Source organism: Streptomyces sp. HM190 (assembly GCF_009857135.1).
In the GTDB taxonomy this organism is placed as follows: Bacteria; Actinomycetota; Actinomycetes; order Streptomycetales; family Streptomycetaceae; genus Streptomyces; species Streptomyces heilongjiangensis.
This window is the reverse complement of sequence record NZ_CP047318.1, coordinates 6,678,429-6,703,862: the sequence shown is the minus strand read 5'-3', so window position 1 is coordinate 6,703,862 and position 25,434 is coordinate 6,678,429. Positions and strand designations below refer to the sequence as shown.

The following is a 25,434-nucleotide window of genomic DNA, read 5'->3' as shown; positions in this document are numbered from 1 at the left end:
CGGGATGGGAGCGCTCCCACCCCCCACCTGCTTCGGAAGCTAGCGCGAAGTGGTTCGGTTGTAAACCGTGGGCGCAGGAGGGGAGCCGGAAGCGGCCGGGGACACCGGTCCCGGAGCACGCCGGAGAGCCCTTCGCCCGGTGCACGGCGCAGGGCCGCACCCCCGTCGCCGGGGATGCGGCCCTCAACTGCCCTGCCGGATCTCTCAGTTGCGGATCAGGTTGCGCAGCACGTACTGCATGATGCCGCCGTTGCGGTAGTAGTCGGCCTCACCGGGGGTGTCGATGCGGACGACCGCGTCGAACTCGACGCCCGTGTCGGTGGTGACCTTGACCGTGCTCGGGGTGGTGCCCTCGTTCAGCTCGGTGACGCCGGTGATGGAGAAGGTCTCCTCGCCGGTCAGGCCGAGCGAGTCGGCCGACTGGCCGGCCGGGAACTGCAGCGGCAGGACGCCCATGCCGATGAGGTTCGAGCGGTGGATGCGCTCGTACGACTCGGTGATGACGGCCTTGACGCCGAGGAGCGCGGTGCCCTTGGCCGCCCAGTCACGGGACGAGCCGGAGCCGTACTCCTTGCCGCCCAGGATGACCAGCGGGGTGCCGGCGGCCTGGTAGTTCTGCGACGCGTCGTAGATGAAGGAGACCGGGCCGCCCTCCTGCGTGAAGTCGCGGGTGTAGCCGCCCTCGGTGCCCGGCGCGATCTGGTTGCGCAGGCGGATGTTGGCGAACGTGCCGCGGATCATGACCTCGTGGTTGCCTCGGCGGGAGCCGTAGGAGTTGAAGTCACGACGCTCCACACCGTGCTCGGTGAGGTACTTGCCGGCCGGGGTGTCGGCCTTGATGGCGCCGGCCGGGGAGATGTGGTCGGTGGTGACCGAGTCGCCCAGCTTGGCCAGGACGCGGGCGCCGACGATGTCGGTGACCGGGGTGGTCTCCATCGTCATGCCCTCGAAGTACGGGGGCTTGCGGACGTAGGTCGACTCCGGGTCCCACTCGAAGGTGTCGCCGGTCGGGATCGACAGCGCCTGCCACTGGGCGTCGCCCGCGAAGACGTCCTGGTAGGACTTGGAGAACATGTCCTCGCCGATGGCGTTGGCGACGACGTCGTTGACCTCGGCCTCGGTCGGCCAGATGTCCTGGAGGTAGACCGGCTTGCCGTCCTGGTCGGTGCCGAGGGCGTCCTTGGTGATGTCCACCTTCATGGAGCCCGCGAGGGCGTACGCGACGACCAGCGGCGGGGACGCCAGGTAGTTCATCTTGACGTCGGGGTTGATCCGGCCCTCGAAGTTCCGGTTGCCGGAGAGGACCGAGGTGACCGCGAGGTCGTGGTCGTTGACGGCCTTGGAGACCTCCTCCGGCAGCGGGCCGGAGTTGCCGATGCAGGTGGTGCAGCCGTAGCCGACGAGGTTGAAGCCGACCTTGTCGAGGTACGGGGTCAGGCCCGCCTTGTCGAAGTAGTCGGTGACGACCTTGGAGCCCGGGGCGAGGGTGGTCTTGACCCACGGCTTGCGGGTCAGGCCCTTCTCCACGGCCTTCTTCGCGACGAGCGCGGCGGCGACCATGACGTACGGGTTCGAGGTGTTGGTGCAGGAGGTGATGGCCGCGACCGTCACCGCACCGTGGTCGATCTCGTAGGTGGAGCCGTCGGGGGCGGTCACGGTGACCGGGTTGGACGGGGTGCCGTTCGGGGCGACGGCCGGGGCGTCGGAGGCCGGGAAGGACTCCTGGCCGGCCTCGTCGACGACGTCGACGTAGTTGCGGACGTCCAGCTTGAACTGCTCGGCGGCGTTCGCGAGGACGATGCGGTCCTGCGGACGCTTCGGGCCGGCGATCGACGGGACGACCGTCGACAGGTCCAGCTCCAGCTTCTCCGAGAAGTCGGGCTCGGCGGCCGGGTCCAGCCACAGTCCCTGCTCCTTGGCGTACGCCTCGACGAGCGCGAGCTGCTGCTCGGAACGGCCGGTGAGTTTCAGGTAGTTGATCGTCTCGGCGTCGATCGGGAAGATCGCGGCGGTCGAGCCGAACTCCGGCGACATGTTGCCGATGGTGGCGCGATTGGCCAGGGAGGTGGCGGCGACGCCCTCACCGTAGAACTCGACGAACTTGCCGACGACACCGTGCTTGCGCAGCATCTCGGTGATGGTGAGCACGAGGTCGGTGGCGGTGGTGCCCGGGGTCAGCTCACCGGTCAGCTTGAAGCCGACGACACGCGGGATGAGCATCGAGACCGGCTGGCCGAGCATCGCGGCCTCGGCCTCGATGCCGCCGACGCCCCAGCCCAGCACACCGAGGCCGTTGACCATGGTGGTGTGCGAGTCGGTGCCGACCAGGGTGTCGGGGTACGCCTGGCCGCCTCGGACCATGACGGTGCGCGCCAGGTGCTCGATGTTGACCTGGTGGACGATGCCGGTGCCCGGGGGGACGACCTTGAAGTCGTCGAACGCGGTCTGGCCCCAGCGCAGGAACTGGTAGCGCTCCTTGTTGCGGCCGTACTCCAGGTCGACGTTCTGCTTGAAGGCGTCGTGCGTGCCGAACTTGTCGGCGATGACGGAGTGGTCGATGACCATCTCGGCCGGGGAGAGCGGGTTGATCTTCGCCGGGTCGCCGCCGAGGGCCTTGACGGCCTCGCGCATGGTGGCGAGGTCCACCACACAGGGAACGCCGGTGAAGTCCTGCATGATCACGCGGGCCGGCGTGAACTGGATCTCCTGGCTGGGCTGAGCCTGGGAGTCCCAGCCGCCGAGGGCACGGATGTGGTCGGCGGTGATGTTCGCGCCGTCCTCCGTGCGGAGCAGGTTCTCCAGCAGGACCTTGAGGCTGTAGGGCAGGCGAGCCGAGCCCTCCACCTTGTCCAGCCGGAAGATCTCGTACGACTCGTCGCCCACCTGCAGCGTGCTGCGGGCGTCGAAGCTGTTCGCCGACACGACAGTCTCCTTCATTCCATGTGCGCGTACCACCGCATCCTGCCGCCACGTCCCCTTGGCCGATCCGCTAAGGTAAGGCTAAGTTAGGTACCCCTTACCGGGGTGGCGGCCGCAGTGCGCCTCGGCAGATATCTCGATGTCGAGATAACTCTAGTACATGGGCGCGGACAGGTCATGCCCGGGCGGATGTGGCGTGTGCCAATGTCCGCGGACGGCGGGACCGGGCGGGGTCCGCCGGGCAGGCGTTCACCGGGCCGCGGCGCGGGGCTCGGGGTTCCGCGGGCCCACGGCGCGGCGCGGCGCCCGGGTTCGGTTCGGCCGTGACCGCGTCCGGGGTCGGCGGGCGGCGACTCCCTGAAGGCGGGCGAGCCGGGTGCGCCGTGAAGGCCGCGACGGGCTCGACGGGCTCGACGGGCGACGACACCGGACTGGGGGCGGCACCGGACGAGGCGGCGGGGCGACGGCGGGGCGTTCTGGCGAACTCCGCGCGTCGGGCCATCAGTTCGCCGAGTCGGGGTATCCGGAAGGCGTCAGTGACCCTTCGAGGGAGGCTTGCATGCCGCTCACCTTTCGCAAGAGCTTCCGGATCCTCCCGGGCGTACGCCTGAACATCAACAAGCGCTCGTGGTCCATCACCACCGGTGGCGCACACGGGCCACGCCACACGCACAGCAGCACGGGACGCCGTACGACCTCCATGGACCTGCCCGGCCCCTTCGGCTGGCGCCGCACACGCTCGACCCGGTCACGCAGGGGGTGACGCGGGCGGGAGGAGCGGGTGCGGTCACGAGAACCGCGCCGAGCCCTCGCACCGGGTACGGCCCGCCGTCGGGCCAGGGCCATCGCCCCGCCGGCCCTCCCGTCGGCCCCGCGGGCCCGGCGAGTCCCTCCCGCCGGGCCCGCTCCCGTTGACGGCGGGCCACCCGCCCCCCCCGACGCACGCCTGGCCCCCTCCGCGTCCTCACCGCCGCCCGCACCGGACCTTCGCCCCGAGGACGTGCCGTCGCGTTCCGCGACCGCCGGACCCGTACGTCGGCCACGTCGGCCGGCGGCACCGACCGCATGAAGGACCCCGTCACCGCTCACGGCGTCGACGCGGCGGGGCGACGATCTCGTCGTCCGGTACGCCGTCGGCCAGGTGCGCCACCCCCGCGGAGGCCATGGAGCCGTCGTGCACCACCGCGTACTGGTGGACCGCGGACGCCGGCGCGCCGGTGCCGCAGGCCGCGAACAGGGCCGCGGCGGTGGCGCAGCAGCTTTCCGTCCGCCGGTCCACGCGGCCCGGACGGGCCGTCATCTCGGCGGGTCCGGCTGTGGTAGGCCGCGTTCCGGAGGGGCGGGACGGGAGGTTCGTCACGAGGGCTCCTGGCGTGAGGGACCGTCAGGGCACCGCGACCGGGCCCGGCCCGCGCGACGTCCGCACCCCCCGTCGCCGTTCGGAGGACACATCCGTTACTCCTCGGGGGAGAAGTGGCATGCCTCACACGGGAGTACGAGCGACACCGGGCACCCCCACCCGTACGGCCCACCCGGACGTCATGCGCATCTCATATCTGAGATAGCCTCACCGCATGACCGACGACTACCTCGCACGCATCGGCAGGCTCATCCGTGACGCCCGGCAGCATCGCGGCTGGACACAGTCGCAGTTGGCGGAGGCTCTCGGGACGAGCCAGAGCGCGGTGAACCGTATCGAGCGCGGCAACCAGAACATCAGCCTTGAGATGATCGCTCGCATCGGTGAGGCCCTGGACAGCGAGATCGTGTCGCTGGGGTACGCGGGTCCGATGCATCTGCGGGTGGTCGGCGGGCGCCGGCTCTCCGGTTCGATCGATGTGAAGACCAGCAAGAACGCGTGTGTCGCACTGCTGTGCGCCTCCCTGTTGAACAAGGGGCGCACGGTGCTGCGCCGGGTGGCCCGGATCGAGGAGGTGTACCGCCTGCTGGAGGTACTCGGCTCCATCGGCGTCCGCACCCGCTGGATCAACGACGGCGTCGACCTGGAGATCGTGCCGCCGGCCGAGCTGGACCTGGCGGCGATCGACGCGGAGGCGGCCCGCCGCACCCGGTCGATCATCATGTTCCTCGGCCCGCTGCTGCACCGCGTGACCCACTTCAAGCTGCCGTACGCGGGCGGCTGCGACCTCGGTACGCGGACCATCGAGCCGCACATGATCGCGCTGCGCCGGTTCGGGCTGGACATCACCGCGACGGAGGGGCTCTACCACGCCGAGGTGGACCGGTCCGTGACACCGGGCCGCCCGATCGTGCTGACCGAGCGCGGCGACACGGTGACCGAGAACGCGCTGCTCGCCGCGGCCCGCCACGACGGTGTGACCGTCATCCGCAACGCCTCGTCCAACTACATGGTCCAGGACCTGTGCTTCTTCCTGGAGGCGCTCGGCGTCCGGGTCGAGGGCATCGGCACGACCACGCTCACGGTGCACGGTGTGCCGCACATCGACGTGGACGTCGACTACTCCCCCTCCGAGGACCCGGTCGAGGCGATGAGCCTGCTCGCCGCGGCGGTCGTCACGGAGTCGGAGCTGACGGTGCGCCGGGTCCCGATCGAGTTCCTGGAGATCGAGCTGGCGGTCCTGGAGGAGATGGGCCTCGACCACGACCGCTCGACGGAGTACTTCGCCGACAACGGCCGTACGCGTCTGATCGACCTCACCGTCCGGCCGTCGAAGCTCCAGGCGCCGATCGACAAGATCCACCCGATGCCGTTCCCCGGCCTGAACATCGACAACGTGCCGTTCTTCGCCGCCATCGCCGCCGTCGCCCAGGGCAAGACCCTCATCCACGACTGGGTGTACGACAACCGGGCGATCTACCTCACCGACCTCAACCGCCTCGGTGGCCGCCTCCAGCTCCTCGACCCGCACCGGGTGCTCGTCGAGGGCCCGACCCGCTGGCGCGCCGCGGAGATGATGTGCCCGCCGGCCCTGCGCCCCGCCGTGGTCGTCCTCCTCGCGATGATGGCCGCCGAGGGCACGTCCGTCCTCCGCAACGTCTACGTCATCAACCGCGGGTACGAGGAGCTCGCGGAGCGCCTCAACACGGTGGGGGCGCAGATCGAGACCTTCCGGGACATCTGAAGGTCCTCGGAGAGGACGTCGCCACACCCCTTCTGAGCTGTGAGAACACAAGTCAGGAGGGGCGGGGCGGCGTCTGCGGGACTTCTCCGCCGACCGGCTTCAGGCCAGGGGGACCGTGCGGGGCACGCCCCGGCGGAACACCGTCCAGGTGCGAAAGCCGATGTCGTGCAGCACGCGCACCACGTCCGGGTACTGGTCGCAGACGCGCTCGGGGACGTGCGCGTCGGAGGCGAAGGTGAGGGGCACACCGAAGTGGTGGGCGCGCTCCAGGAGGTCGTGCTCCGGGTACCAGCCGCCGTGCATCTTGGTGCCGCCGGAGGTGTTGACCTCCATCACGGCACCGGCGTCGCGGATCGCCCGGAGCATCTCGTCAGCCGCGGCCGGCGCGGGGACGGTCCCCAGTTCCGGGTGGTTGCCCTTGAGGGCGTCCACGTGCCCCATGACCTGGAAGAGCCCCGAGCGCGCGCACTCCGCCACCGCGCGGAAGTACCGTCCCTTGACTGCGGCCAGTTCCTCCTCGCTGTCCTCGACGGTCTCCCAGCGGGTGGTGTCGAAGATGTCCCGGCCCTCGAACATGTGGACGGAGCCGATGACGTAGTCCAGCGGGTACCCGGCCAACTCCCTGGAGTAGGCGTCCATCCGGCCTTGGAAGAAGTCCGCCTCGGTGGAGACGAGGATCTCGATGCTGCGGGCGAACTCCTCCTTCAGCGCCAGTGCCTCGGCGATGTACGAGGGGAACTCCGACTTGGGCATCGCCACCGGGGGCAGCGCGTGGTCGGCCTCCTCCGCGAACATGGGTGTGTGGTCGGACAGGCCGAGCACCTTGACGCCCATGTCGAGTGCCGCCGTGACGTAGTCGCGCAGCGAACCGGTGGCGTGCCCGCACCGCTCGTGGTGCGTGTGGAGGTCGATCACCGGCTCACACCGCCAGGTATCCGCCGTCGACGGGCAGGTCGGTGCCGGTGATGAAGCTCGCCTCACCGGAGAGCAGGAACGCGATCGGCGCCGCGATCTCCTCGGGATCGGCGAACCGCTTCAGCAGGAACTTCCCGCCGTGTTCGGGCGCCGCCTCGGCCGTGGCCCGGTCCAGGCCCAGGGCCTCGCGGTGGAAGCGCTCGTTGTTGGCGTTCCAGACGGTGCCCGGGCTGACCGAGTTCACGCGGATGCCGCGCGGGGCCAGTTCCTCGGCCGTGCACCGGGTGAAGCCGAGTACGGCGGACTTCCCCGTGTTGTACGTCAGATAGCCGCTCTGTGAGATGTGCGCCGAGATCGAGGCCATGTTGACGACGGCCGCGTCCGCGTCGCGCTCCGGGAGGCCCGCCACGAACTCACGGGTGACGAGCGAGAGTCCGACGATGGTCGGGTCGAGCGCGGCGTGCCAGTCCTCCGCGGTCGCCTCCAGCCCCTTGAAGACGAACCCGGCAGCCAGGTTGACCAGCAGTGTCGGCCGGTCCCAGCCGTCCGGGAGGTCCGCCAAGGCCGCCCGGACGGCCGCGGTGTCCATGACGTCGCCCACCGCGAGGTGGACCTCGTACCCCTCGGCCGTCCACTTCTCGACCGCGGCCCGGCCGTGCTCCGCGCTCCTGTCGTAGACCAGGACCCGGCAGCCCTCGGAGCACAGGCGCTCGACGACCGCCGCTCCGATGCCCTGCGCGCCGCCGGTCACCATCGCGGTGCGTCCGGCGAGTCCTCGTTCCCGGCCCCTCATCCTGCCAACTCCTTCGTGGTGGTCCATCGTCCGACGAGGCGGACGGCCTCGTCGCGGTCCAGGTTCTCGGTGGCTCCGTGGGGGGACAGCGTCCGCCCGGTGCCGTCGGTGACGTCCGGGTCGGTGGCGAGCGCGGCCACCGCGTCCAGGTCCACGCCCGCCCGGAGCAGGGCCCGGCCGAAGGAGGTGCCGTCCAGGCCGTCGCCGTCCCCGGCGGTGAAGTACCGCCAGTTCTGGAACATGCCCTCCAGGTGTCCCGCGGACAGGTGCACGGCGTTGCGCCCCTCCGAGAGCTCGGTGCCGTGCTCGCGGGCGAGGGCCCCGAGGGCGCCCCGCAGCGATCCGGGGGCGGCGTGGAACGGGTGCAGCGCGCCGAGCACCTCGTCACGCAGCTCCGCCACGGGTCGCGCGCTGTGGCACTCCAGCAGGCCGACCAGGGCGTTCGGGGTGCGGTAGCCCTGGTCCAGGGCCGGCAGGAAGCCGTTGAGGACCACCGTCGGCCGGCCGCCCACCTCGGTGACGGAGGCGTACGAGCCGGAGCCGAGCTTGTTGATGCCTGCCGCCCGGCAGCGGTCCTCCAGCGCGCGCGGCGACAGGCCGCCGTGAGCGATCGCCACGTAGGCCGACAGGACGTCGTGGACGCCCGTTCCCTCCCGCAGGGCGTCGAGTTCGCGACGGGCGCCGAAGGTCAGGGCGGCGACGCCGTCGACGGCCACCCGGTGCAGGCGGGGATAGTGCAGCAGCAGATCGCCGCGGGCGGCGAAGTCCGCGGCCGGGACCACCGCGCAGCGCAGGACGGACACTCCCTGACGGTCGAGTGCCTCCACCGTCGCCGCCGCCATGGCGGCGGCGTGCGGGGCGGTCATGACCTCGGGCTTGACCACGACGGCGACGTGGCTGCCGCCCTCGGGCGCCGGCGCCTGCGGACGGCCGCTGTCGGCGCGGCGCCGGGTGTCCAGCGCCGTGGCCGACAGGGCGCGTACCTGCTCGGGTGTCACCACAGGGTGATGCCCGTCTCGATCAGTTCCGCCGTCAGGTCGCCGGAGCTCGCGACCGTCTTCTCCACCAGTTCCCTCAGCGTGGTCTCGTCCGCGTCGGGGGAGGTGACGACGACCTCGTCCGGGGCCTCCAGCGGGGCTTCCTTGGAGGTGAAGATGTGCACCTGGGAGGGGCCGCCGAACCGCTCGTGGACCTCGCGGGCCAGGCGCATGGCCATCACGTTGTAGATCTTCCCGGTGTGGTCGAGCGGGTTCTTGCCGGCGGGCGCCTCGATGCTCATCGGGCGCATCGGGGTGATGAGGCCGTTGACGCGGTTGCCGCGGCCGACGACACCGACGTCGCCGGTGTCGGCGACGGAGCCGATCGCGGTGAGGTACGGGCGGCCGTTGCGGTCGGTGGCGTTCATCAGCATCCGCACGTCGTGGATGCCGAGCGAGGCCACGTACGCCTCCAGCTCCTGCTGGATGACGGACTTGCGGGTCCAGTACTGGTCCATCGTCTCGATGTCGGCCGCGAGGAACGGCATGTTGACGACGAGGCTGAACGTGTCCCGGCGGCGGCTGCCGAAGACCTTGACGTCCCAGCCGGTGTCGGCGTGGCGCTTCTTGAAGTCGGCACCGTTGACGAGGTTCTCCAGGCCGAGCACCACCGTCTCCAGACGCGACAGCGGCGCGTAGCCGTGCAGCAGGTTGGTGTCGTTGGAGACGAGACCGGGGGCCCGCAGGGGCACCAGGTCGGCCGCGGAGGCCGGCTGGTAGCGGGAGACGCCGCGGCCCGAGCCCTGGTGGTCGACGATGCCGAGCTCGACCACCAGGTGACGCTCGGCATCGAAACCGGTGGTGACCTCGGAGAGGACGTCGGCGGCGGCGCGGAACATGATGTCGTGCACCGGGATCTCGGTGGAGCCGACGCGGTAGGCGCCCTTGCCGAACACCTTGACGCGGTACGGGGCGGTGATCTCGCCCCGCCCGAAGTCGACGTCGGCGCCGCCGCCGTACAGCGTGACCTTGTCGAACCAGTGGTGGGCGACGCCGCCGAACTCCTTGAGGCAGTGTTGGGAGTAGTAGCGGGACATGCGCTCCGCCATGGCGTCGCACATGGTGTCGGGGTGGCCGACGCCCTTGCGCTCGACGAGCTCGTAGGGGAGGTCCTCGACGGTGCGGGAGTCTCGTTCGATCGACAGCATGGCCATCTCTTCTCGGGTGATGAGGCGGAGGTGGGAGGAGGTGCGGGAACGGGGACGGTCAGGCGCGCCAGGGGCGCGGTGTCCGGCGGGCGGAGGCCTCGTGGGTGTCGGCCCAGCGCCGGATCGACCGGTACAGCACGTCCCGTGTGTCCGGGACCCGGACGGTGACGTCGAAGGGGTCGGTCACCGACAGGTAGCCCTGGTAGGCGCGGAACGCGGTCACCTTCAGCAACTGCGCCCGGTCCAGGTACTCCTCGGCGAACGGCAGGTAGAAGCGGTTCCACTGCTGGGGCGTCACGTACGGCAGCCGGTCCAGCGGGGTCACGTCGTGCTCGGCGCGCCAGTCGTTCAGGGCCTGGAGAACGGTGTCGAAGGCGTCGCCGACCCGCTGGGCGCCGTCGCCCCGGCCGAGCACCGACAGCCGGTGCCCCCGCGGTGGACCGGAGTCGAGCAGCCGCATCACGTGCTCGGCGACGTCGTCGGTGCTGACCATGTCCAGCAGCCCCTTCTCCTCCGCGACGAGCGCGGGCACGGCGCCGTTGCACATCGCGGCGGGCAGCCAGAAGAAGCCGCTGTAGCGGTCGAGCGCGCCGTCCGCCCGGGACCCCATGACGATCGGGAAGCGCACGATGTCGGCGCCGTCCCGCTCGGCGTGGACGATCCGCTCGGCATGCGCCTTGGACCACTCGTAGGAGTTGCGGTAGGCGTCGCGCGAGGGTGAGGTGATGTCGCCCTCGAGGCCCGTGACGAAGGACGAGGACAGGTGGACGAAGTGGGTCTCGGGGCCGGCCAGGGAGAGCACCGCGTACAACGGCACGACGTTGGCGTCCTCGGCGTCCTCGTCGGGGAGGTTCCAGCGGGTGTCGGCGGCGCAGTGGACGACGGTGTCCCAGGGGCCGCGCAGCTCCCGCGGCGGCTCCTGCGCGCCGATGTGCCAGGCGGAGTGGTGCTCCCCCTCACCGCCGCGGCGGCTGACACCGTGCGGGGTGTGGCCGGCCGCCCGCAGCGCGCGCATGACGGCGCTGCCGACGGCCCCCGTGGCACCGGTGACCAGGATCCTCGCGGGCACGGTCACGAGAGCGCCGTGATCCGCCGCTCGATGGCGTGCAGCATGTGCTCGGCGTTCTCCCGCAGTGCCTTGGTGGCGACCGGGTTGAGCATGTCGGCGAGGAGGGGGATGCCTATCTCGAAGTCGACGACGAAGGTGACGACCGAGGTGCCGTCGCCGGTGTCCTCGACGCGCCAGTACCCGTTGAAGACGTCGAGGTCCCCGGAGACCTGGTCGAAGGACATGACCCTCGCGTCGTGGTCGAGCGTGTCGGACTCGATCCACTCCAGGACCGAGCCCTTGAGCAGCACGGACCACTCACTGGTACGGGCCCCGGTGTCGGTCTCGCCGATCACGGTGACCGACTCGACGTTCTCCATGTAGGCGGCGTAGTCCTCGAGGCGGGTGACGGCCGCCCAGGCCTCGGCCGCCGGGGCCTTGATCGGCAGGTTGACCTCGACATGCGGCATGGTGGTGTGTCTCCTTGTGTGGTGCCCGGGGTGGGGTCCGCGGCGTCCGGCGGCAGCGGCGGGGCGTCAGTCGGCCGGGTCGAAGGTGATCTCACGCCCCGTTCCGAAGCTGCCGACGACCTCGTCGCAGACCAGGAGGGACGGCGGGTGGTGGTGGGCGGCGAGCGAGTCGAGCGCGAGCCCGGCCGCCTGCTGTCCGCGCCCGTAGAGGCGGCTGCCGACGACCGGGGTGAGGAGGGACACCACCCGGTCGCGGGTGTCGCTGAGGGTGGCGCGCAGGCCCACCGCGGCGGCCATGGCCGCCGCTCCGTCCAGGGTGCCGCCGTCGATGTCCGCGGCGAGCTGACGGCAGGCGCTGCCGAGGGTCAGCAGTTCGCGGGTGGCGCGGCCGAGCAGGGCGGTGCGCGGGCCGAATCGCCGCGAGACGCTCACCCCGTGGTACGCCGTGTCCAGCAGGCCGCTGAGGACCCCGTGGTACGTGGCGGTCAGCAGCACCGAGAACCAGGCCATGCCGGAGGTGACGTTCTCGTCGATGACGTCGGCGGGGCCGCGGTGGAAGACGAGCCGGTCGTCGACCTCCACGTCCCGCAGGACCAGCCGGGCGGTGTCGGAGTCCCGCATGCCGAGCGAGGGCCACTCCCCCTCGGCGTCCAGTCCGGGCGAACTGCTCGGGATCAGGGCGAGAATGGTCTCGTCGGTGCCGGTGACGCGGGCCGTCAGGCAGACCAGGGTGGCTGTGGTGGCCAGCGAGCAGGGGTACTTGACGCCGCTGACGCGGTAGCCCTTCTCGGTCGGGACGGCCTCGGAGCGGCTGGTCATGAAGTTGGGGCTGCCGCCGGGCTCGGCGAACGCGGACGCCACGAGGGCGCCGGAGCGTGCGATGCCCTCCAGCAGCATCCACGTGGTGTCGCGGTGGCGTCCGAAGTAGTCGACCATCAGGCCGACCGTGAAGGCGTGCATGTTCAGGGCGACCGCGGCGGAGGGGTCGAGCCTGCCGAGCGCGCGCTGCGCCGCCGCCGTCTCGGCCAGGTTCGCGCCGGCGCCGCCGAGGTCCTCTGGGATCGGCAGCGCGGCGTATCCGCCCGCGGCTAGGTCCTTGATGCGTTCGGCGCCGGTGGCTCCCTCGCGGAGCGGGGGCGGCGTCCATGCCGTGCTCCAGCCGGCGTCCAGCAGAGCCCGGTGCGGCGGCACGCCGTCGTCGTCGGGGTGTCCTGCCGTGTTCTCGGCAGCCGTGCCCATGGTTCTCCCTTCGCCCGTCACGGACCGGCCGGCCCGGTGGTCGGCGTGCCCGGCTCGCCGTGACGGATCGACTCTAGGCAGCACGGACGCCGTGGTTCAGCGGGTGTTTCTTTGTGCGGAACGCGAGATCACGCGGATGCGGCTCCGCCGGTCGTCACGGGTCCGGCACGGGCCTCGGCCGGATCTTCGTCACAGATCGAGCAGGGTGAAGAACGCCTCCGGCACGGGAGCACCGGGCGTCACGCGGACGGTGTCCCAGCCGAGGGCCGCGGCGGGTACGAGGTCGAGTTCGGCCGAGTCGCCCACCATCACCCGGCGCTCGAAGTCGCCCTCGCCGATCCGCCGGAACGCGCGGGCGTCGGGCTTCTTCGGGCCGCCGTCGGCGGTGAACAGGGCCCGGTCGAAGATGTCGGGCGCCTCGGCCTGGCGCAGCAGATCCCACATCAGGGTGCCGGGGAGGTAGCAGTTGGACAGGAGCCGGAGCGTGTGACCCGCCTCGTGCGCCCGGCGCGCGGCCTCCGCGACCGGCGCGCACAGGGTGTACCCGTCGGGGTCGGCGCAGCCCAGCGCTCGCCACAGGGCCCCCTCCACCGCGGCCCGCTCCCGGACGGCGCCCCGGGCGCGCAGGGCGCCCTCCATCAGGTCGAGGGTCGCGGGCTGCGAGGCGCCCGGGTCGGTCATGGCCTCGTACAGGGTGCCGTACACCGTGTGCACGACGGCGCCGGCGGACGCGGGGTCCAGGTCGAGCGCGTCGGCGAGGACGGCGGTGAACCGTTCCGGGCCCGGCAGCGGCCGGGACGTGAGCAGGGTGTCGAAACAGTCGAAGACGACGAGCGCGGACATGGGTGTCTCTCTCTGACGGCGTACCGGATCCTGCGGCGTACGGCTCAGGACCAGGAGAGTTTGCGGTGGTCGGCCCGGAAGAAGACGAGGGTGACGACGGTGAGTCCGGCCGTGAAGGCGCAGAGGACGCCCGCCGGCAGCAGGACGTCCGTGACCCCGCCGCCGCGCAGGATGACCTCGTTGAAGCCGCGCATCGCCCAGTGGCTGGGCACGGCGGGAGCGAAGGGCTCCGCCCAGTCCGGCATCGCCGACTGGGGGGTCAGGGCTCCGCCGAGTCCCGCGAAGACCAGGGCCAGGATGTTGGCGATGACGCTGAGCTGGGAGATCGTGCGGCACAGCGCGACCAGCGCCATGCCCACCATGACCACGCAGAGCGCCAGCGGCAGCGCCACCACCACCAAGGCGAGGTAGGAACCCGTCACCCGCAGGTCGAACAGGGCCGCCCCGGCCCCGAAGATGACGGCGAGCTGGAGCACCGCGGCGGCCAGCGGCACGACGACGCGCGCGGCCAGCAGCTCGACCGGGCGGGCCGTGCTCGCGCGCAGCCGGTCCCAGGTGTTCCAGCCGTGTTCGCGGAACATGGCGAAGCCGACCACGTTCACCAGGAAGAAGAGGAACATCACCGCCATGCCGGGGACACCCTGTTCGGCGCCGTTGGCGTCGGCGGCCTCGCCGCCGGCCCGCAGGGCGGCGCGGAACAGCGGTTGCATGAAGCCCATGATGAGCAGCGGCATGACCGTGCGGACCACCAGGGGCGCGGGGTCGCGCAGCAGCAGCCGGACGTCCTGCCGGACGAGGGCGGTGACCCGTGTCAGTGCCCCGTCACGCATGCTGCTCCGCCTCGATCCTGTCCGTGCTCGCGTGGTCCTCCCCGTTGTCGCTGTGCTGCCCTGCGGTGAGCCTCAGGAAGACGTTGTCGAGGCTGGGGCGGACGACGCGCAGGGCGGACAGCCGGACGGCGGCGTCGCCCAGGGCGGCCAGCACCCGGGCCGTGACCAGGTGGGGCTGTTCCACCCGGACGAGGAGCGTGTCTTCTCCCTGCCGGGTCACCGGCCAGGGCAGGTCGAGTTCGGGAGGCGCGCCGGAGAAGACCAGTTCCACGGCGCTGTCGCCGTGCCGCCGGACCAGTTCGTCGACGGAGCCGCGGGCGATGACGCGCCCCTGGTGCAGGACGGCCACGTCCGCGGCGAGGTCCTCGATCTCGGGGAGGTAGTGCGTGGAGTAGCAGACGGCGGTGCCCTGTGCGGCCAGCTCCCGTACGTGGGCGACGAGGCGGGCCCGGGTCTCCACGTCGACACCCGCGGTGGGCTCGTCGAGGAGCACCAGCCGCGGCCGGTGGATCAGTGCCATCGCGGTGTGCACGCGGCGCTGCTGGCCGCCGGAGAGCCGGGACGCGGGGCGGTCCATCAGTCCGGTGAGCGCGAGGGGTTCGGCGACCTCCTCGGTGCGCCGCCGGGCCTCCTTGCCGCGCAGACCGGCCAGTTCGGCGAAGAACTGCAGATTCTGACGCACCGTCAGGGGCGGGTAGATGCCCAGTTCCTGCGGCGCCAGGCCGAGTTCGCGGCGGGCCCGGCGCGGATGCCGCGCCACGGAGTGACCCAGTACCTCGATCTCCCCGGCGTCCGGCCGCACCAGGCCCGCGACCAGGGACATCAGCGTGGTCTTGCCCGCGCCGTTGTGTCCCAGCAGGCCCACGATCGTGCCCTCGGCGATCTCCAGGTCGACGTGGTCGAGGGCGATCGTGCCGCCGTAGCTCTTGCCGACCCCGCGCACGGAGAGGGCCGGTGGCCGGTCCGGGGCACGCACCGGCGCCGGCTCAGTCGGCACGGCGCGTCCAGGCGTCCGGCAGCAGCGGGGGCAGACCGACGCGGTCCATCGGAGCCTGCCAGGTACGGGCGAGTTTGAAGCCCTTCATCATGCCGCTGCCGGACCGGACGTCGGGCAGCGGTTCGGTGTACCCGAGCTGCGCCTCGGTCTCCGCGAGGTGGTCGCGCAGCCGCTGGAGCCACGCCTCGCCGCGCTCACCGGTCGCGTCCAGCCCTTCGGCGGCGAGCGCCGTCCCGGCCTCCGCCTCCTCGGCGGGAAGGCCGGCGAACGGATCGAAGGCGGCCTCGTCGTGGCCGTACATCAGCTCGCCCTCGGTGCGCAGCCCGCGGATCGACAGCGACAGCTGGATCAGGTCGTACGCCATGAGGACGGCGACCTCGTCCTGTCCGGCGGCGACGGCGCCCTCGACGTCCTCCAGGCGGGCCCGGCAGCCCAGGAGGAGGCGGGCGGCGCCGTGGCCGCGGAAGGTGAGCAGCCGCCGGAGGTCGGCGGACGCGCCGGCGGGACCGGTGGCCGTGTCGCCGGTCACGGTCGTGGGGGAATGTGTCACGCGGGAACCTCCGGAGCCGGGTGGGCGACACCGAGCCACACCATGTTGTGCGTGAAGAGCGGAAGAAGATCCTCGGGGGGCGAGGTGCCGGCCGGCCCCGACCAGACGACGCCGTCGCTGTCGGCGGCCGGCAGGCCGAGCCGGCGTACCTCCAGGGCCCGCAGCTGCCAGCGGTCCACGACCGTGCGGTCGTCCAGTTCCATGGCCCCGGCACCGGTGGCCCAGCGCAGCACGGAGTGCAGCGTCCCGGCGGGGCCGACGAGCCGTTCGACGGCGTCGAGGCAGAACGGCACCCGCTCGCGGGGGTCGGCGGGCGTCAGGACGGTGCGGAGCAGCCTCAGGTTCTCGTGGTCGCCGAGCGCCTTCAGCTTCTCGCCCGCCCACTTGGCGGCGAAGTACAGTTCCCCGCCGTCGACCGCACGGGCGTTCAGCGCGGCGACGACCGCCTCGCGGGCCCGGACCGCGGCGGTCAGCGGCTTGGCGTCGAGCAGCCAGCGGGCGGCCTGTGCGAGCCGGTGCGCCTCGACCACCCACCACTCCCGCAGGACTTCCGCGAGCCACGGCCCGCGCAGCCCCGCGTGCCAGCCGTCCCAGGGCTCGACGACCGCGAGGGGCAGTCCGAGAGCGAGCCGGGAGACGGTGCTGAGGGTACGGCGCCGGTGGTTCCAGGCGTCCTCGGTGACGCTCTCGAAGCGCGGCCACGGCTCGGCGGTCAGCGCGGCGGCGCTGTCCCGGACGGTGCTCGCCCGGCGGATGCCGATGTCGATCAGCGTGCCGTGCTCGTGGGACTGGATGGGGAAGCGCTTGAGGTTCTCGTTCTCGACGAGCACCAGGAGATCGAGGTCGCTGCGCACGTTGCCGAAGCCCGCGAGCACCGACCCGGCGGCCACCGCGAGGGCCGGCGTCCCCATGCCCTGGTCGGCCTCCTTGAGCACGGCGTCCTTGCTCATGCCCCGCAGGTCGAGGAAGGCGGCGAGGCGCCTTTCCAGGACATCCGGTTCGGGGAACGCCGCAGCGCCGGGGGAAGTGGTCTCCATGCGTCGGTGCACCTTTCGGATACGGACGGCGAGGATGATCACCCTGTCAAGGGCGTTGTCCGGGTTCAACGCGTGTTCCGGCAGCCGGAACACCGCTTCCCAGGGACGCGCGCGGAGGGCTAGAACCGTGTCCCGACAGCTGCGGACCGTCCGCCCCGCCGACCGGCGGCACTCCCGTGAGGGGCACCGCGTCGTGCGGTCCGCGATCCGCCGGACCACGGAAGAGGACGGCCGCGCACATGACCGCGAACACCGGCGACAGGACGGCCCGGGAGACGCTCACCGCGATCCGGCGGCACGTCTCGCCGCAACTGGCCCTCGTCTACGGCATGAACGGCTCGGGCGCCGTCGAAGCACGGGGCGAGGGCGCGCGGATACACCTCTCCGACGGCCGCGCCGCGCTCGACTTCGGCAGTTACGCGGTGACACTGCTGGGCCAGCGCCACCCGGCCGTGGTGGCGGCGGTGCGTGACGAGCTGGACGCGATGCCGGTGTCCAGCCGGGTCCTGGGCAACCGGGCCACCGCGGCGCTCGCCGGGGCGCTGGCCGACTGGGCCGACCCGGGCCGTCTGACGAAGGTGTGGCTGGGACTGAACGGCGCGGACGCGGTGGAGGCGGCGCTGAAACTGGCCCGCCGGGCCACCGGCCGCCGGCGGGTGATCGCGGTCGAGGGCGCCTACCACGGCAAGTCCCTGGGCGCGCTGGCCGCGACCTGGAACGCCCGCTACCGCGAGTCCCTGGAGCCGCTCCTGGGCGGGGTGACCCACATTCCCGCGGACGTCTGCGCGGTACCCGGCGCCTTCGGGGGCGAGGAGGTCGCCGCCGTCCTGTTCGAGCCCGTGCAGGGCGAGGGCGGCGTACTGCCCCTGGACCCGGCGTTCCTGAAGGCCCTGGCCGACGCGGCCCGCGCCCACGGCGCGTTCGTCATCGCCGACGAGGTGCAGACCGGGCTGCGCCGCTGCGGCCCGCGCCTGAGCAGCACCGGCCTCGGTCTCGAACCGGACGCCGTGCTGCTCGGCAAGGCACTGGGGGGTGGGGTGCAGCCGGTGTCCGCCGTGGTGGCGACGCCGGAGCTGTACGCGCCGCTCGCCGCGGACCCCTTCGTGCACACGACCACGTTCTCCGGGCACCCGCTCGGTGCCGCGGCCGGTGTGGCGGCGCTGCGGGTGGTGGAGGAACTCGCCCCGCGCGGCGCACGCCTGGCGGAGGTCTTCGGCTCCGGCCTGGCCCGGCTGGCGGAGCGCCACGCCGGTCTGGTCACCGCGGTGCGCGGACAGGGCCTGCTGTGGGGCGTCGAGTTCGCGACGCGGGCCGCCGCCGGCGAGGTCCTGATGGAGCTCGGCCGCCGGGGCCTGGTCGTCTCGCCCTGTCTGGGCCGGCCGGAGGTGCTGCGGCTGCTGCCGCCGCTGGTCGCCACGGACGAGGACGCCGAGGAGGCGCTCGCCCTGCTGGACGCCGTCTGCTCGGCGGTGCCCGACGAGTTCCGGACACCGGCCGCCGGGGCCAGGCCCTGACCGTCCCACGCCCTGCTCCACGACCGTCCGGGCCTGGCCCCGGCAGCAACGCAAGGAGGACGAGATGAGCACGGAACCCGGCGCCCCGCCCGGAACCCGGGAGACACCGGCGGTGAAGAGGACTCGGGGGACACGGAGCACCCCGGAGACACCGTCGGCGCCCGACCAGACCGGCGTCCAGTACCGCTACCACCGCGACCTGTTCCCCGCGCTGCACGACTGGGAGAACACCGAGCGGGCCATCGTGGAGTTCACCGGCGAGCAGGGACCCGACGGGCTCCTGGGCCTGGACCAGATGGGTCACTTCGGCCCACAGGGGTGCGACGCGGTGGTCGGCGCCGTCGTCGCCCGCCTGGGCGCCGGCCGCGCAGTCGACCTGTGCGAGCTGGGCAGCGGTTTCGGCGGCGCGCTGCGCTACACCGTGGACAGGCTCGCGGCCGCGGGCGTCGAGGTGCGGCGCTCCTACGGTGTCGACCTCGTCGCCGAGCACTGCGAGGTCAGCGCCCGGATCAGCCGAGCGCAGGGCCGCACCACGATGGCGGAGCTGTGCGCCTCGGCCGCTGCCGTGCCCCTGGCCACCGCCTCGCTCGACCTGGTGCTGGTCACGGGCTCGATGCCGCACTTCCCCGACCCGGGCGCCGTACTGCGTGAGGCGGCGCGGCTGCTGCGGCCCGGCGGGCTGCTGGTGCTCACCGAGGAGGTGAGCCTCACGCCGGACGGCGAGGAGCCCTCGGAGGCGTTCCGCGCGGTCCATCCGCGCGGTGTCTTCTTCACCACGTCGCTGACCGACCGGACGGACCAGCTGGCCCGGGCGGGTTTCGGCGACGTGGAGCGGAAGGACCTGACGGACTGGGCCGTGGCGCTGCTCGCCGACCGGCTGAAGGTGGTGCGCATCTTCCGCGGGAGCGTGGCGAACATCTACGGAGGAGCGTCGGCGGACCTCATCCGGGACACCCTGACCGCGGCCCGGGAGGAGTACCTCGCGGGCAGACTGCTGCCCACGCTGTTCGTGGCCGGGAAACCGTAGCCGGGCGGGCCGGCGGGTGCCGTACACCGTCAGGAGGCGGTCACCAGTTCGGGATTGCGCCGCAGGGCGAGGGAGACGGCGGCGCACGCGGCCTTGAGGTGCGCGGCCGCCAGGCCCACGTGGAACCCGGCCTGCGGCGCCGCGACGGCCAGTGCCCCGGCAGCCGCGCCGGATGCCGTCAGGACCGGGGCGGCGACGCCCACCACGCCGGGCACGCCGCGGACGACCGCGAAGCCCTGATGCCGCACGCGGGCCGGCTCGACCTCCCGGACGCGCGCGCCCCGGCCGGCCACGCCGTCGTCCTCCGCGCAGAAAGCCCGGAACACCCTCGTCGCGGCCCGGTCGGAGGCCCGGGTCTCCTCCGTGCCCAGTCCGCGGCCGGGTTCGTGGGTGCGCCGGACGGCGTCCACCAGGGCGGCGTCCGCGCCGGTGGGGTCGGCGACGAACACGAACGCGCTGCCGTGGGTGAGCCGGTGCAGTTGTTCCGCGTGCGGGAAGGCGATGTCGCGGAGCATGAGCTGGCCGGGCACCCGGGCCCCCAGCACGAACAGGCCCATGCCGAGTCTGAGTCCCTTCTCCCCGCGCTCCAGCATGCCTTCCTTGACGAGCTCGGTGATGATGCGGTGGGCCGTCGCCTTGGGCATGTCGGCCCGGCGGGCGATCTCGGAGAGCGGGAGTTCCGGCTCGCCGGACCGGAAGGCGCGGAGGACGCCGAGACCGCGCGCGAGCATGGAGCGGGAGCTGTTATCGACGGACAAAAGGATGACCTCCGTGTCGGGGCGGAGCGGTGGTGCGGTGCCGGCCCGGTACGCGACCGGGCGTACCGGGCCGGCGCGGGCTTCCGAGAGGGGGCAGCCGCTACGCGGCGAGGGCGCCGGCGGCGTGCCGGTCGCGCAGTTCCTCGGCGTGGGTGACGACCTTGCGGATGCCTTCGGCCCAGGCGTCCATCAGGTCGAAACGCTCGTCGGAGTACGTGGGCAGCCGCAGGGCGCGGGCGATGTAGGCGTCGACGCCCGGGAACTCGTCGCCCCGGTACACGCGGTAGGTGTTGTCGCCGGGGTGGTACGTGCCGGAGTGCCAGGACGGGCTCCGGAAGGCGGCCTCGCGGTGCAGCGGAGGCGAGGTGGGCCGGGTCAGGGGTACGCCCTCGGCCCTGACGGCGGCCGTGAAGACGTCGACGGGCAGGCCGCCGAGCTCCTCGGCGACGTAGAGGGGCTGGTAGCTGACGTAGTGGGCGACGCGGTCGACGTGCCGCTGCCGGACCGGCGGGGTGATGCCGGGGATGCCGTCCAGGAGGGCGCCGAGCCGTCCGTAGTTCCGCTCACGTCCGGTCAGCACGGTGTCGAGCCGGGCGAGGGCGCCCCGGGCGAGGGCCGCGCCGACCGGGTGGATGCGGTAGTTGAGGCCGAAGCCGGTCCGGCCAAAGGCACCGTACTCGTCGCTGGTGACGTCCTCCTCGCCGCGGTCGATGCAGTGACCGAGCATCACCGCGCGCTCGTAGATCCTGCGGTCGTCGGTGACGAGAACGCCGCCCTCGCCCGCCGTGACCTGCTTCTTGGCCTGGAGGCTGAAGGCGGCGACATCACCGTGGCGGCCCACCGGCCGGCCGGAGCACTCCGCGCCGTGGGCCTGGGAGCAGTCCTCGACGACCGCGAGGCCGTGGTCGCGGGCGAAGGCGGTGATGCGCTCCATGTCGGCGGGGAAGCCCATGAGGTGGGTGACCACGACGGCCTTCGTGCGCGGCGTGAGGTGGGCGGCGAGCCCGTCGGGGTCGAGGATCCCGGTGTCGGGGTCCACGTCGGCGAGGACGGCGACACCGTTGCAGGTGAAGACCGGCATGGCGGTGGCGAGGAAGGTGTAGGCCGGGGCGATGACCTCGTCGCCGGGACGCAGGTCCAGGCCGAAGAAGGCCGAGTGCAGCGCGGACGTGCCCGAGTTGACGGCGAGGGCGTGGGCGGCGCCGAGACGCTCCCGGTAGCCGTTCTCCAGGGCCTGGACCTCGCCTTCGCTGCCGTTGTAGGTGATCTCACCGCGGCGCAGCATCGCGGTGACCGCTCCGATGTCCTCCTCGGTGATGTTCGGCCACTTGGGCCGCTCGGCCGGGGTCAGCAGGGGCTCTCCGCCGAGGAGCGCGAGTCGCGTCATGCCCGTTCCTTACTGAGTAGTTCTCGGATGTCCTGCGGGGTCCGCAACCGCAGGCAGGGCACGGAGCGGGCCTGCATGCGGGCGAACAGGTCGGTGTTGGCGCGCCGGACCGCGGGGAACTCCCGGTGGGCCCAGAGCACGAGCTGCAGGGCGCTGCCCAGGCGTTCGCGGTTGCCGTTCCACAGCTCCTCCCGCGTGCGCAGCCGTCGTACGGTGCGACGCAGCAGCCGGGCGGTGGTGGCGCCGCGGGGCGGGTCGACCCAGACGACGGTGTCGGCGAGTTCCTCCAGGAGCGGGTGGGCCGCGTCGTACTGCCCGTCGGCGATCCAGCCGTCGGTACGGTCCAGGGCGGCGACGTCGGCGAGGAAGTCCGCCTCGGGACGCCGCTGCCAGCCGGGCGCCCAGAACATGGCGTCCAGCTCGTAGTGGGGCAGGCCCCGGGCCTCGGCGAGGGCGCGGGCGACGGTGCTCTTGCCCGCGCCCGAGGGGCCGACCACCCACACCCGGCTCCCGGTCGTGCTCATGTCCTCCGCCCTTCTCCCCTGGCGGGGGCCGGTACGGGGATGTCTCCGTCGAGGAGCCGGGTCAGCGCGGCGGTTCCGTCGTGCAGGGCGGAGAAGTCCTGCCGGAGTTCGACGCCGGGCACCTGGGCCGCCAGGCGGGCGAGGAGGTCCTGCCGGACCGCAGGCGGGACGGGGCCGAAGAACGGCAGCAGGAAGTCGGCGTGCTTGACCGCGGTGGGCAGTTCGTTGGCCGTGAGCCGGGCGAGGGTCTCCTCCGGGCCGAGGGGCACGACACCGGGTTCGGGGTGGAACCGGGGGAAGACCAGAACCCTGACCGGTGCCTCGGCCAGCAGCGGAGGGCCGCCCGCGAGGGCGCGCAGTTCCGCCGGGTGGAGCAGGCGGTCGGTGTCGCCGGGCAGCCCGACGGCGGCGAAGGTGTCGCCGCGCACGGACACCCGGCGGGGCCAGCCCCGTCCGGTCCAGCCGCCGGTGTCCGTACGGACGGAGACGTCGTCGTTGCCGACGAAGCGGAGCCCGTGGCGCAGGGCGGACAGGACGGTGGAGGTCTTCCCCGCTCGTTTCGCGCCCAGTACGAGCGCGCCGTGTCCGTCGTCCCGGGCGACCAGCCCGGCGTGCAGGAAGACCTCCGGTTCCTCGGTGTGCATCAGCCGCAGCAGGATGCGGGTGAACCGGACCAGGTTGTGCCGCAGGAAGGAGCGTGGCATCGCCGGGTCGAACAGCACCTCGCGGGTCGTTCCGTCGTACCAGAGCCGGGTGGGGGGTTCGGCGGCGCTGGTGATGACCACCTCCTCCCCCGCCGGCCGCTTCCGGTCCGCGGTGCCGATCCGCCAGCGGGCGTCGCCGGGACCGCCGGGTTCGGTGGCGACCCGGACATAGGGGCCGAGCAGTTCCCGGACGTACGCGGCCGAGTCGGCGCTCATGTCCAGCGCCACCGCGTGCCCCGGGGTGCGGCACACGTACCACGTCATCGCGGAGTTCCCTGCGGAGCTGTGGCGATGACGTCGGAGAGGATGCCGCGGACCGTGCCGGCGCCCTCGGCCCGCCAGCCGAGGTACCACTCCAGGATGCCCGGGGCACGCCGCGCGACCTGCCGGAGGTAGTCGGGCGACGGGACGAAGTTCAGCTCGAGGACCGGGACGAGGGAGGCGAGTTCGTCCGGTGTGAGCGGCTCGCGCGCGGTCGCGGCGGCGAGGACCGCACGGGCCCGGTCCGGCAGGACCTGGAAGCTGCCGCGGGCCTTGCGGGGCAGGAACAGCAGCGCCCGCGCCACGTCGTAGACGCGGGAGCGCAGCTGCAGCGCGTCCCAGTCGAGGACGCAGGCCAGCTCCCCGCTGTCGGAGTACAGCAGGTTGGAGCCCGCTACCTCGCCGTGGGTGAGGACCTCGGGGAGGTCGCCGTACCCGGCGAGTTCGGTGCGGGCCCGGCGCAGCACCGCCGTGTAGGCGCGCCGGGCGTGGGCGCGCACGGCGGCGCTCACGTACGGGGCGGCTATCTCGTCGACCTCGTCCAGCGCCACGTGCGGGGGCCGCTCGGTGGTGAGCCAGAACTCCAGGTTGCGGGTGGAGCTCTGGCCGTCCGCGGGCAGCCCGTCGACCGGGACGCGGTGCAGTGCCGCCAGGAAGGCACCGGCCTGTTCGATGTCGCCCGGCCGGTCCGCGTCGAAGGGCCGGCCCTCCCGCCAGGGCCGCAGTTGCCAGACGGAGCCGTCGTGGACGGCCGAGCTGCCTCCCTGCGCCGTCGGCACGGGAGCCTCGACCGGGATACCGGCGGCGGTCAGCCGGGGCAGGGCGGCGTGCTCGAAGGCCAGCCACTGCGGGGCGACGTCCCGCCCGAGCCGCTTGAGCGCGTACTCGCCCTGCGAAGTGGTCACGCGCCAGACGGTGTTGACGCTCTCCCGGTTCAGTGCCCACGCCCGGTGGCTGCCGAGGCCGTAGCTCCGGTCGAGGACGCGGGCCACGGCGGGGTCGCGATCGGGCAGCCAGGAGGCGGCGTCAGGCATTCCCGTCGACCGCCTGCAGCGCGTGGTGCTCGCCGGCCTTGCGCACGAAGGCCTGGAAGTCGTGCAGTGCCTCGGACTCCTTGGCCCCTGTCTTCGGGCTCTTGAACAGGAAGGCGCAGACCGGGTCGATGATGCCGACCATGCCCTGGCGGGAGGCGCTGTGCGCGGTGCGGACGGCGTTGGCCAGCACCGCGGCGGCATTGGGGCTGTCCTCGACCTCCAGGCGTAACTCCATGTGCACGGGGGCGCCGATGATGCTCTCGCCCTCGATGCGCAGGAAGCACACCTTGCGGTCGCCGAGGTGCTTGACGAAGCCGTTGGGGCCCGCGGCGACCTCGCGGGAATCGATGCCGGCGTTGGCGAGGGCCCTGCGCTTGGAGAGCTGCTTCGAGCGGGACCTGGCCGGGTCGGAGAGGTTCAGGAAGTCGGTGTTGCCGCCGACGTTGAGCTGGTAGTTGTCCTTGACCTCGACACCGCGGCTCTGGAAGAGCTCGATCAGGGCGGTGTGCAGGGTGGTGGCGCCGAGGTGGCTGCGCAGGTCGTCACCGAGGAGGGGAGCGCCGCGATCGGTGAACAGGGCCGCCAGCGCGGGGTCGTTGGCGACGGGCTCGGGGGTGGCGTTGACGAAGCCCGCGCCCGCCTCGGCGGCGGCCCTGGCGTAGGTCTGGACGGCCTCGGTCGAGCCGGTGGGCAGCAGGCAGACCACGATGTCGGGTCGTGCGTCGGCCAGGGCGGCGGCCAGCGACTCCGGGGTCGCGACGGCGGTGGCGGGATGGGCGTCGACGGCGTCGCCGAGCGCGCCGTCGAGGCCGTCGAGCAGCGGGCCGGCCTGGACGGTGACGCCCAGGTGCGGCACGTCGACGTGACGGACGGCGGCGGTGCGTCCCGCGTACACGGCCTCCGAGAGGTCCTGGCCCACCTTCAGGGCGTCGACGTCGAAGGCGGCGACGAACTCAACGTCGCCGAGACGGTGGCCGCCGATGTACTCGTGCATCACGCCGTTGGAGGGGCCGGGCCGCTCCCGGTCCAGGACCACGGACTGCACGAAACTCGAGGCGCAGGAGCCGACGCCGGCCAGCGCGACCCTGATCACGTTGTTACTCAATGCATTCCTCCGGACGTATACCTGACGATCGTCAGGGATTACTCGGCGTACTGAGGCATGTCACTCGGCCGAGGATCGGTGCGAACAATGGATCTGGTCCAGCAATGTCCGCCCGGTTGCGGAAAAACGTATAGCAGTGGACTCCATTTATCCACCAGGAGAATCGAAAAATCGAAAACCCGTGGGGGCA

At 72.4% G+C, this 25,434-nt stretch carries 24 protein-coding genes; 4 read left to right on the top strand and 20 right to left on the bottom strand.

Annotated elements, in window-relative coordinates; all coding sequences use genetic code 11:
• Positions 1 to 204: 204 nt before the first annotated feature.
• Entirely contained in the window at positions 205 to 2,922 is a 2,718-nt protein-coding gene (acnA, locus tag GSY65_RS28715; RefSeq protein ID WP_159774081.1) for an aconitate hydratase AcnA, read from the bottom strand.
• A gap of 556 nt (positions 2,923 to 3,478) precedes the next feature.
• On the opposite strand from acnA, the gene GSY65_RS28710 reads away from it, so the two are divergent.
• Complete coding sequence (locus tag GSY65_RS28710) at positions 3,479 to 3,682, top strand: DUF4236 domain-containing protein (protein WP_159774079.1); 204 nt, start codon at positions 3,479 to 3,481, stop codon at positions 3,680 to 3,682.
• A gap of 315 nt (positions 3,683 to 3,997) precedes the next feature.
• Here GSY65_RS28710 and GSY65_RS28705 read toward each other — a convergent pair whose 3' ends face one another.
• Positions 3,998 to 4,219: a hypothetical protein gene (locus tag GSY65_RS28705; protein ID WP_159774077.1), complete on the bottom strand. Its 222-nt coding sequence runs from the start codon at positions 4,217 to 4,219 to the stop codon at positions 3,998 to 4,000.
• Positions 4,220 to 4,493: 274 nt separating this feature from the next.
• On the opposite strand from GSY65_RS28705, the gene GSY65_RS28700 reads away from it, so the two are divergent.
• Positions 4,494 to 6,023: a helix-turn-helix domain-containing protein gene (locus GSY65_RS28700; RefSeq protein ID WP_159774075.1), complete on the top strand. Its 1,530-nt coding sequence runs from the start codon at positions 4,494 to 4,496 to the stop codon at positions 6,021 to 6,023.
• A 99-nt stretch (positions 6,024 to 6,122) separates the two neighbouring features.
• On the opposite strand, the gene GSY65_RS28695 is transcribed toward GSY65_RS28700, so the two are convergent.
• The 12 genes from GSY65_RS28695 to GSY65_RS28640 form a co-directional block, all read right to left on the bottom strand.
• A complete protein-coding gene (locus GSY65_RS28695) occupies positions 6,123 to 6,938 on the bottom strand; it encodes a histidinol-phosphatase (protein ID WP_159774073.1) in 816 nt (271 codons plus the stop codon).
• A gap of 4 nt (positions 6,939 to 6,942) precedes the next feature.
• A complete protein-coding gene (locus GSY65_RS28690; protein ID WP_159774071.1) occupies positions 6,943 to 7,731 on the bottom strand; it encodes an SDR family NAD(P)-dependent oxidoreductase in 789 nt (262 codons plus the stop codon).
• Positions 7,728 to 8,729 (bottom strand): hypothetical protein, encoded by a 1,002-nt coding sequence (locus tag GSY65_RS28685; protein ID WP_159774069.1) that lies wholly within the window; start codon positions 8,727 to 8,729, stop codon positions 7,728 to 7,730. The genes GSY65_RS28690 and GSY65_RS28685 overlap by 4 nt, the downstream gene beginning before the upstream one ends.
• Entirely contained in the window at positions 8,726 to 9,916 is a 1,191-nt protein-coding gene (locus GSY65_RS28680) for a methionine adenosyltransferase (RefSeq protein WP_201452696.1), read from the bottom strand. The genes GSY65_RS28685 and GSY65_RS28680 overlap by 4 nt, the downstream gene beginning before the upstream one ends.
• A gap of 58 nt (positions 9,917 to 9,974) precedes the next feature.
• Entirely contained in the window at positions 9,975 to 10,991 is a 1,017-nt protein-coding gene (locus GSY65_RS28675; protein WP_159774065.1) for an NAD-dependent epimerase/dehydratase family protein, read from the bottom strand.
• Positions 10,988 to 11,434: a type II toxin-antitoxin system RatA family toxin gene (locus GSY65_RS28670; protein ID WP_159774064.1), complete on the bottom strand. Its 447-nt coding sequence runs from the start codon at positions 11,432 to 11,434 to the stop codon at positions 10,988 to 10,990. The genes GSY65_RS28675 and GSY65_RS28670 overlap by 4 nt, the downstream gene beginning before the upstream one ends.
• A gap of 66 nt (positions 11,435 to 11,500) precedes the next feature.
• Entirely contained in the window at positions 11,501 to 12,673 is a 1,173-nt protein-coding gene (locus GSY65_RS28665; protein WP_159774062.1) for an acyl-CoA dehydrogenase family protein, read from the bottom strand.
• 189 nt (positions 12,674 to 12,862) lie between these two features.
• Positions 12,863 to 13,516 carry an HAD family hydrolase gene (locus GSY65_RS28660; RefSeq protein ID WP_159774060.1) on the bottom strand — a complete coding sequence of 218 codons (654 nt, stop codon included), beginning with the start codon at positions 13,514 to 13,516 and terminating at the stop codon, positions 12,863 to 12,865.
• Between the two features lie 44 nt (positions 13,517 to 13,560).
• Complete coding sequence (locus GSY65_RS28655) at positions 13,561 to 14,346, bottom strand: ABC transporter permease (RefSeq protein WP_159774058.1); 786 nt, start codon at positions 14,344 to 14,346, stop codon at positions 13,561 to 13,563.
• Complete coding sequence (locus tag GSY65_RS28650; RefSeq protein WP_159774056.1) at positions 14,339 to 15,343, bottom strand: ABC transporter ATP-binding protein; 1,005 nt, start codon at positions 15,341 to 15,343, stop codon at positions 14,339 to 14,341. The genes GSY65_RS28655 and GSY65_RS28650 overlap by 8 nt, the downstream gene beginning before the upstream one ends.
• Positions 15,333 to 15,893 carry a hypothetical protein gene (locus GSY65_RS28645; protein WP_236580102.1) on the bottom strand — a complete coding sequence of 187 codons (561 nt, stop codon included), beginning with the start codon at positions 15,891 to 15,893 and terminating at the stop codon, positions 15,333 to 15,335. Before GSY65_RS28645 ends, GSY65_RS28650 begins: the two co-directional genes overlap by 11 nt.
• Positions 15,890 to 16,930 (bottom strand): hypothetical protein, encoded by a 1,041-nt coding sequence (locus GSY65_RS28640; protein WP_159774052.1) that lies wholly within the window; start codon positions 16,928 to 16,930, stop codon positions 15,890 to 15,892. The genes GSY65_RS28645 and GSY65_RS28640 overlap by 4 nt, the downstream gene beginning before the upstream one ends.
• A gap of 239 nt (positions 16,931 to 17,169) precedes the next feature.
• On the opposite strand from GSY65_RS28640, the gene GSY65_RS28635 reads away from it, so the two are divergent.
• Positions 17,170 to 18,444, top strand: coding sequence for an aspartate aminotransferase family protein (locus GSY65_RS28635; RefSeq protein WP_159774050.1), 1,275 nt, complete (start codon positions 17,170 to 17,172; stop codon positions 18,442 to 18,444).
• Between the two features lie 64 nt (positions 18,445 to 18,508).
• Positions 18,509 to 19,471: a class I SAM-dependent methyltransferase gene (locus GSY65_RS28630; protein WP_159774048.1), complete on the top strand. Its 963-nt coding sequence runs from the start codon at positions 18,509 to 18,511 to the stop codon at positions 19,469 to 19,471.
• 29 nt (positions 19,472 to 19,500) lie between these two features.
• Here the strand turns inward: GSY65_RS28630 and GSY65_RS28625 are convergent, their stop codons facing one another.
• The 6 genes from GSY65_RS28625 to GSY65_RS28600 form a co-directional block, all read right to left on the bottom strand.
• Positions 19,501 to 20,229, bottom strand: a complete 729-nt coding sequence (locus tag GSY65_RS28625; RefSeq protein WP_236580101.1) for a helix-turn-helix domain-containing protein — start codon at positions 20,227 to 20,229, stop codon at positions 19,501 to 19,503.
• 100 nt (positions 20,230 to 20,329) lie between these two features.
• Positions 20,330 to 21,616, bottom strand: a complete 1,287-nt coding sequence (locus tag GSY65_RS28620; RefSeq protein WP_159774046.1) for a DegT/DnrJ/EryC1/StrS family aminotransferase — start codon at positions 21,614 to 21,616, stop codon at positions 20,330 to 20,332.
• Positions 21,613 to 22,140: a hypothetical protein gene (locus GSY65_RS28615; RefSeq protein WP_159774044.1), complete on the bottom strand. Its 528-nt coding sequence runs from the start codon at positions 22,138 to 22,140 to the stop codon at positions 21,613 to 21,615. Before GSY65_RS28615 ends, GSY65_RS28620 begins: the two co-directional genes overlap by 4 nt.
• Entirely contained in the window at positions 22,137 to 23,108 is a 972-nt protein-coding gene (locus tag GSY65_RS28610; RefSeq protein WP_159774042.1) for a hypothetical protein, read from the bottom strand. The genes GSY65_RS28615 and GSY65_RS28610 overlap by 4 nt, the downstream gene beginning before the upstream one ends.
• A complete protein-coding gene (locus GSY65_RS28605) occupies positions 23,105 to 24,139 on the bottom strand; it encodes a phosphotransferase enzyme family protein (protein WP_159774040.1) in 1,035 nt (344 codons plus the stop codon). Before GSY65_RS28605 ends, GSY65_RS28610 begins: the two co-directional genes overlap by 4 nt.
• Positions 24,132 to 25,244: an inositol-3-phosphate synthase gene (locus tag GSY65_RS28600; protein ID WP_159774038.1), complete on the bottom strand. Its 1,113-nt coding sequence runs from the start codon at positions 25,242 to 25,244 to the stop codon at positions 24,132 to 24,134. Before GSY65_RS28600 ends, GSY65_RS28605 begins: the two co-directional genes overlap by 8 nt.
• Positions 25,245 to 25,434: the final 190 nt, after the last annotated feature.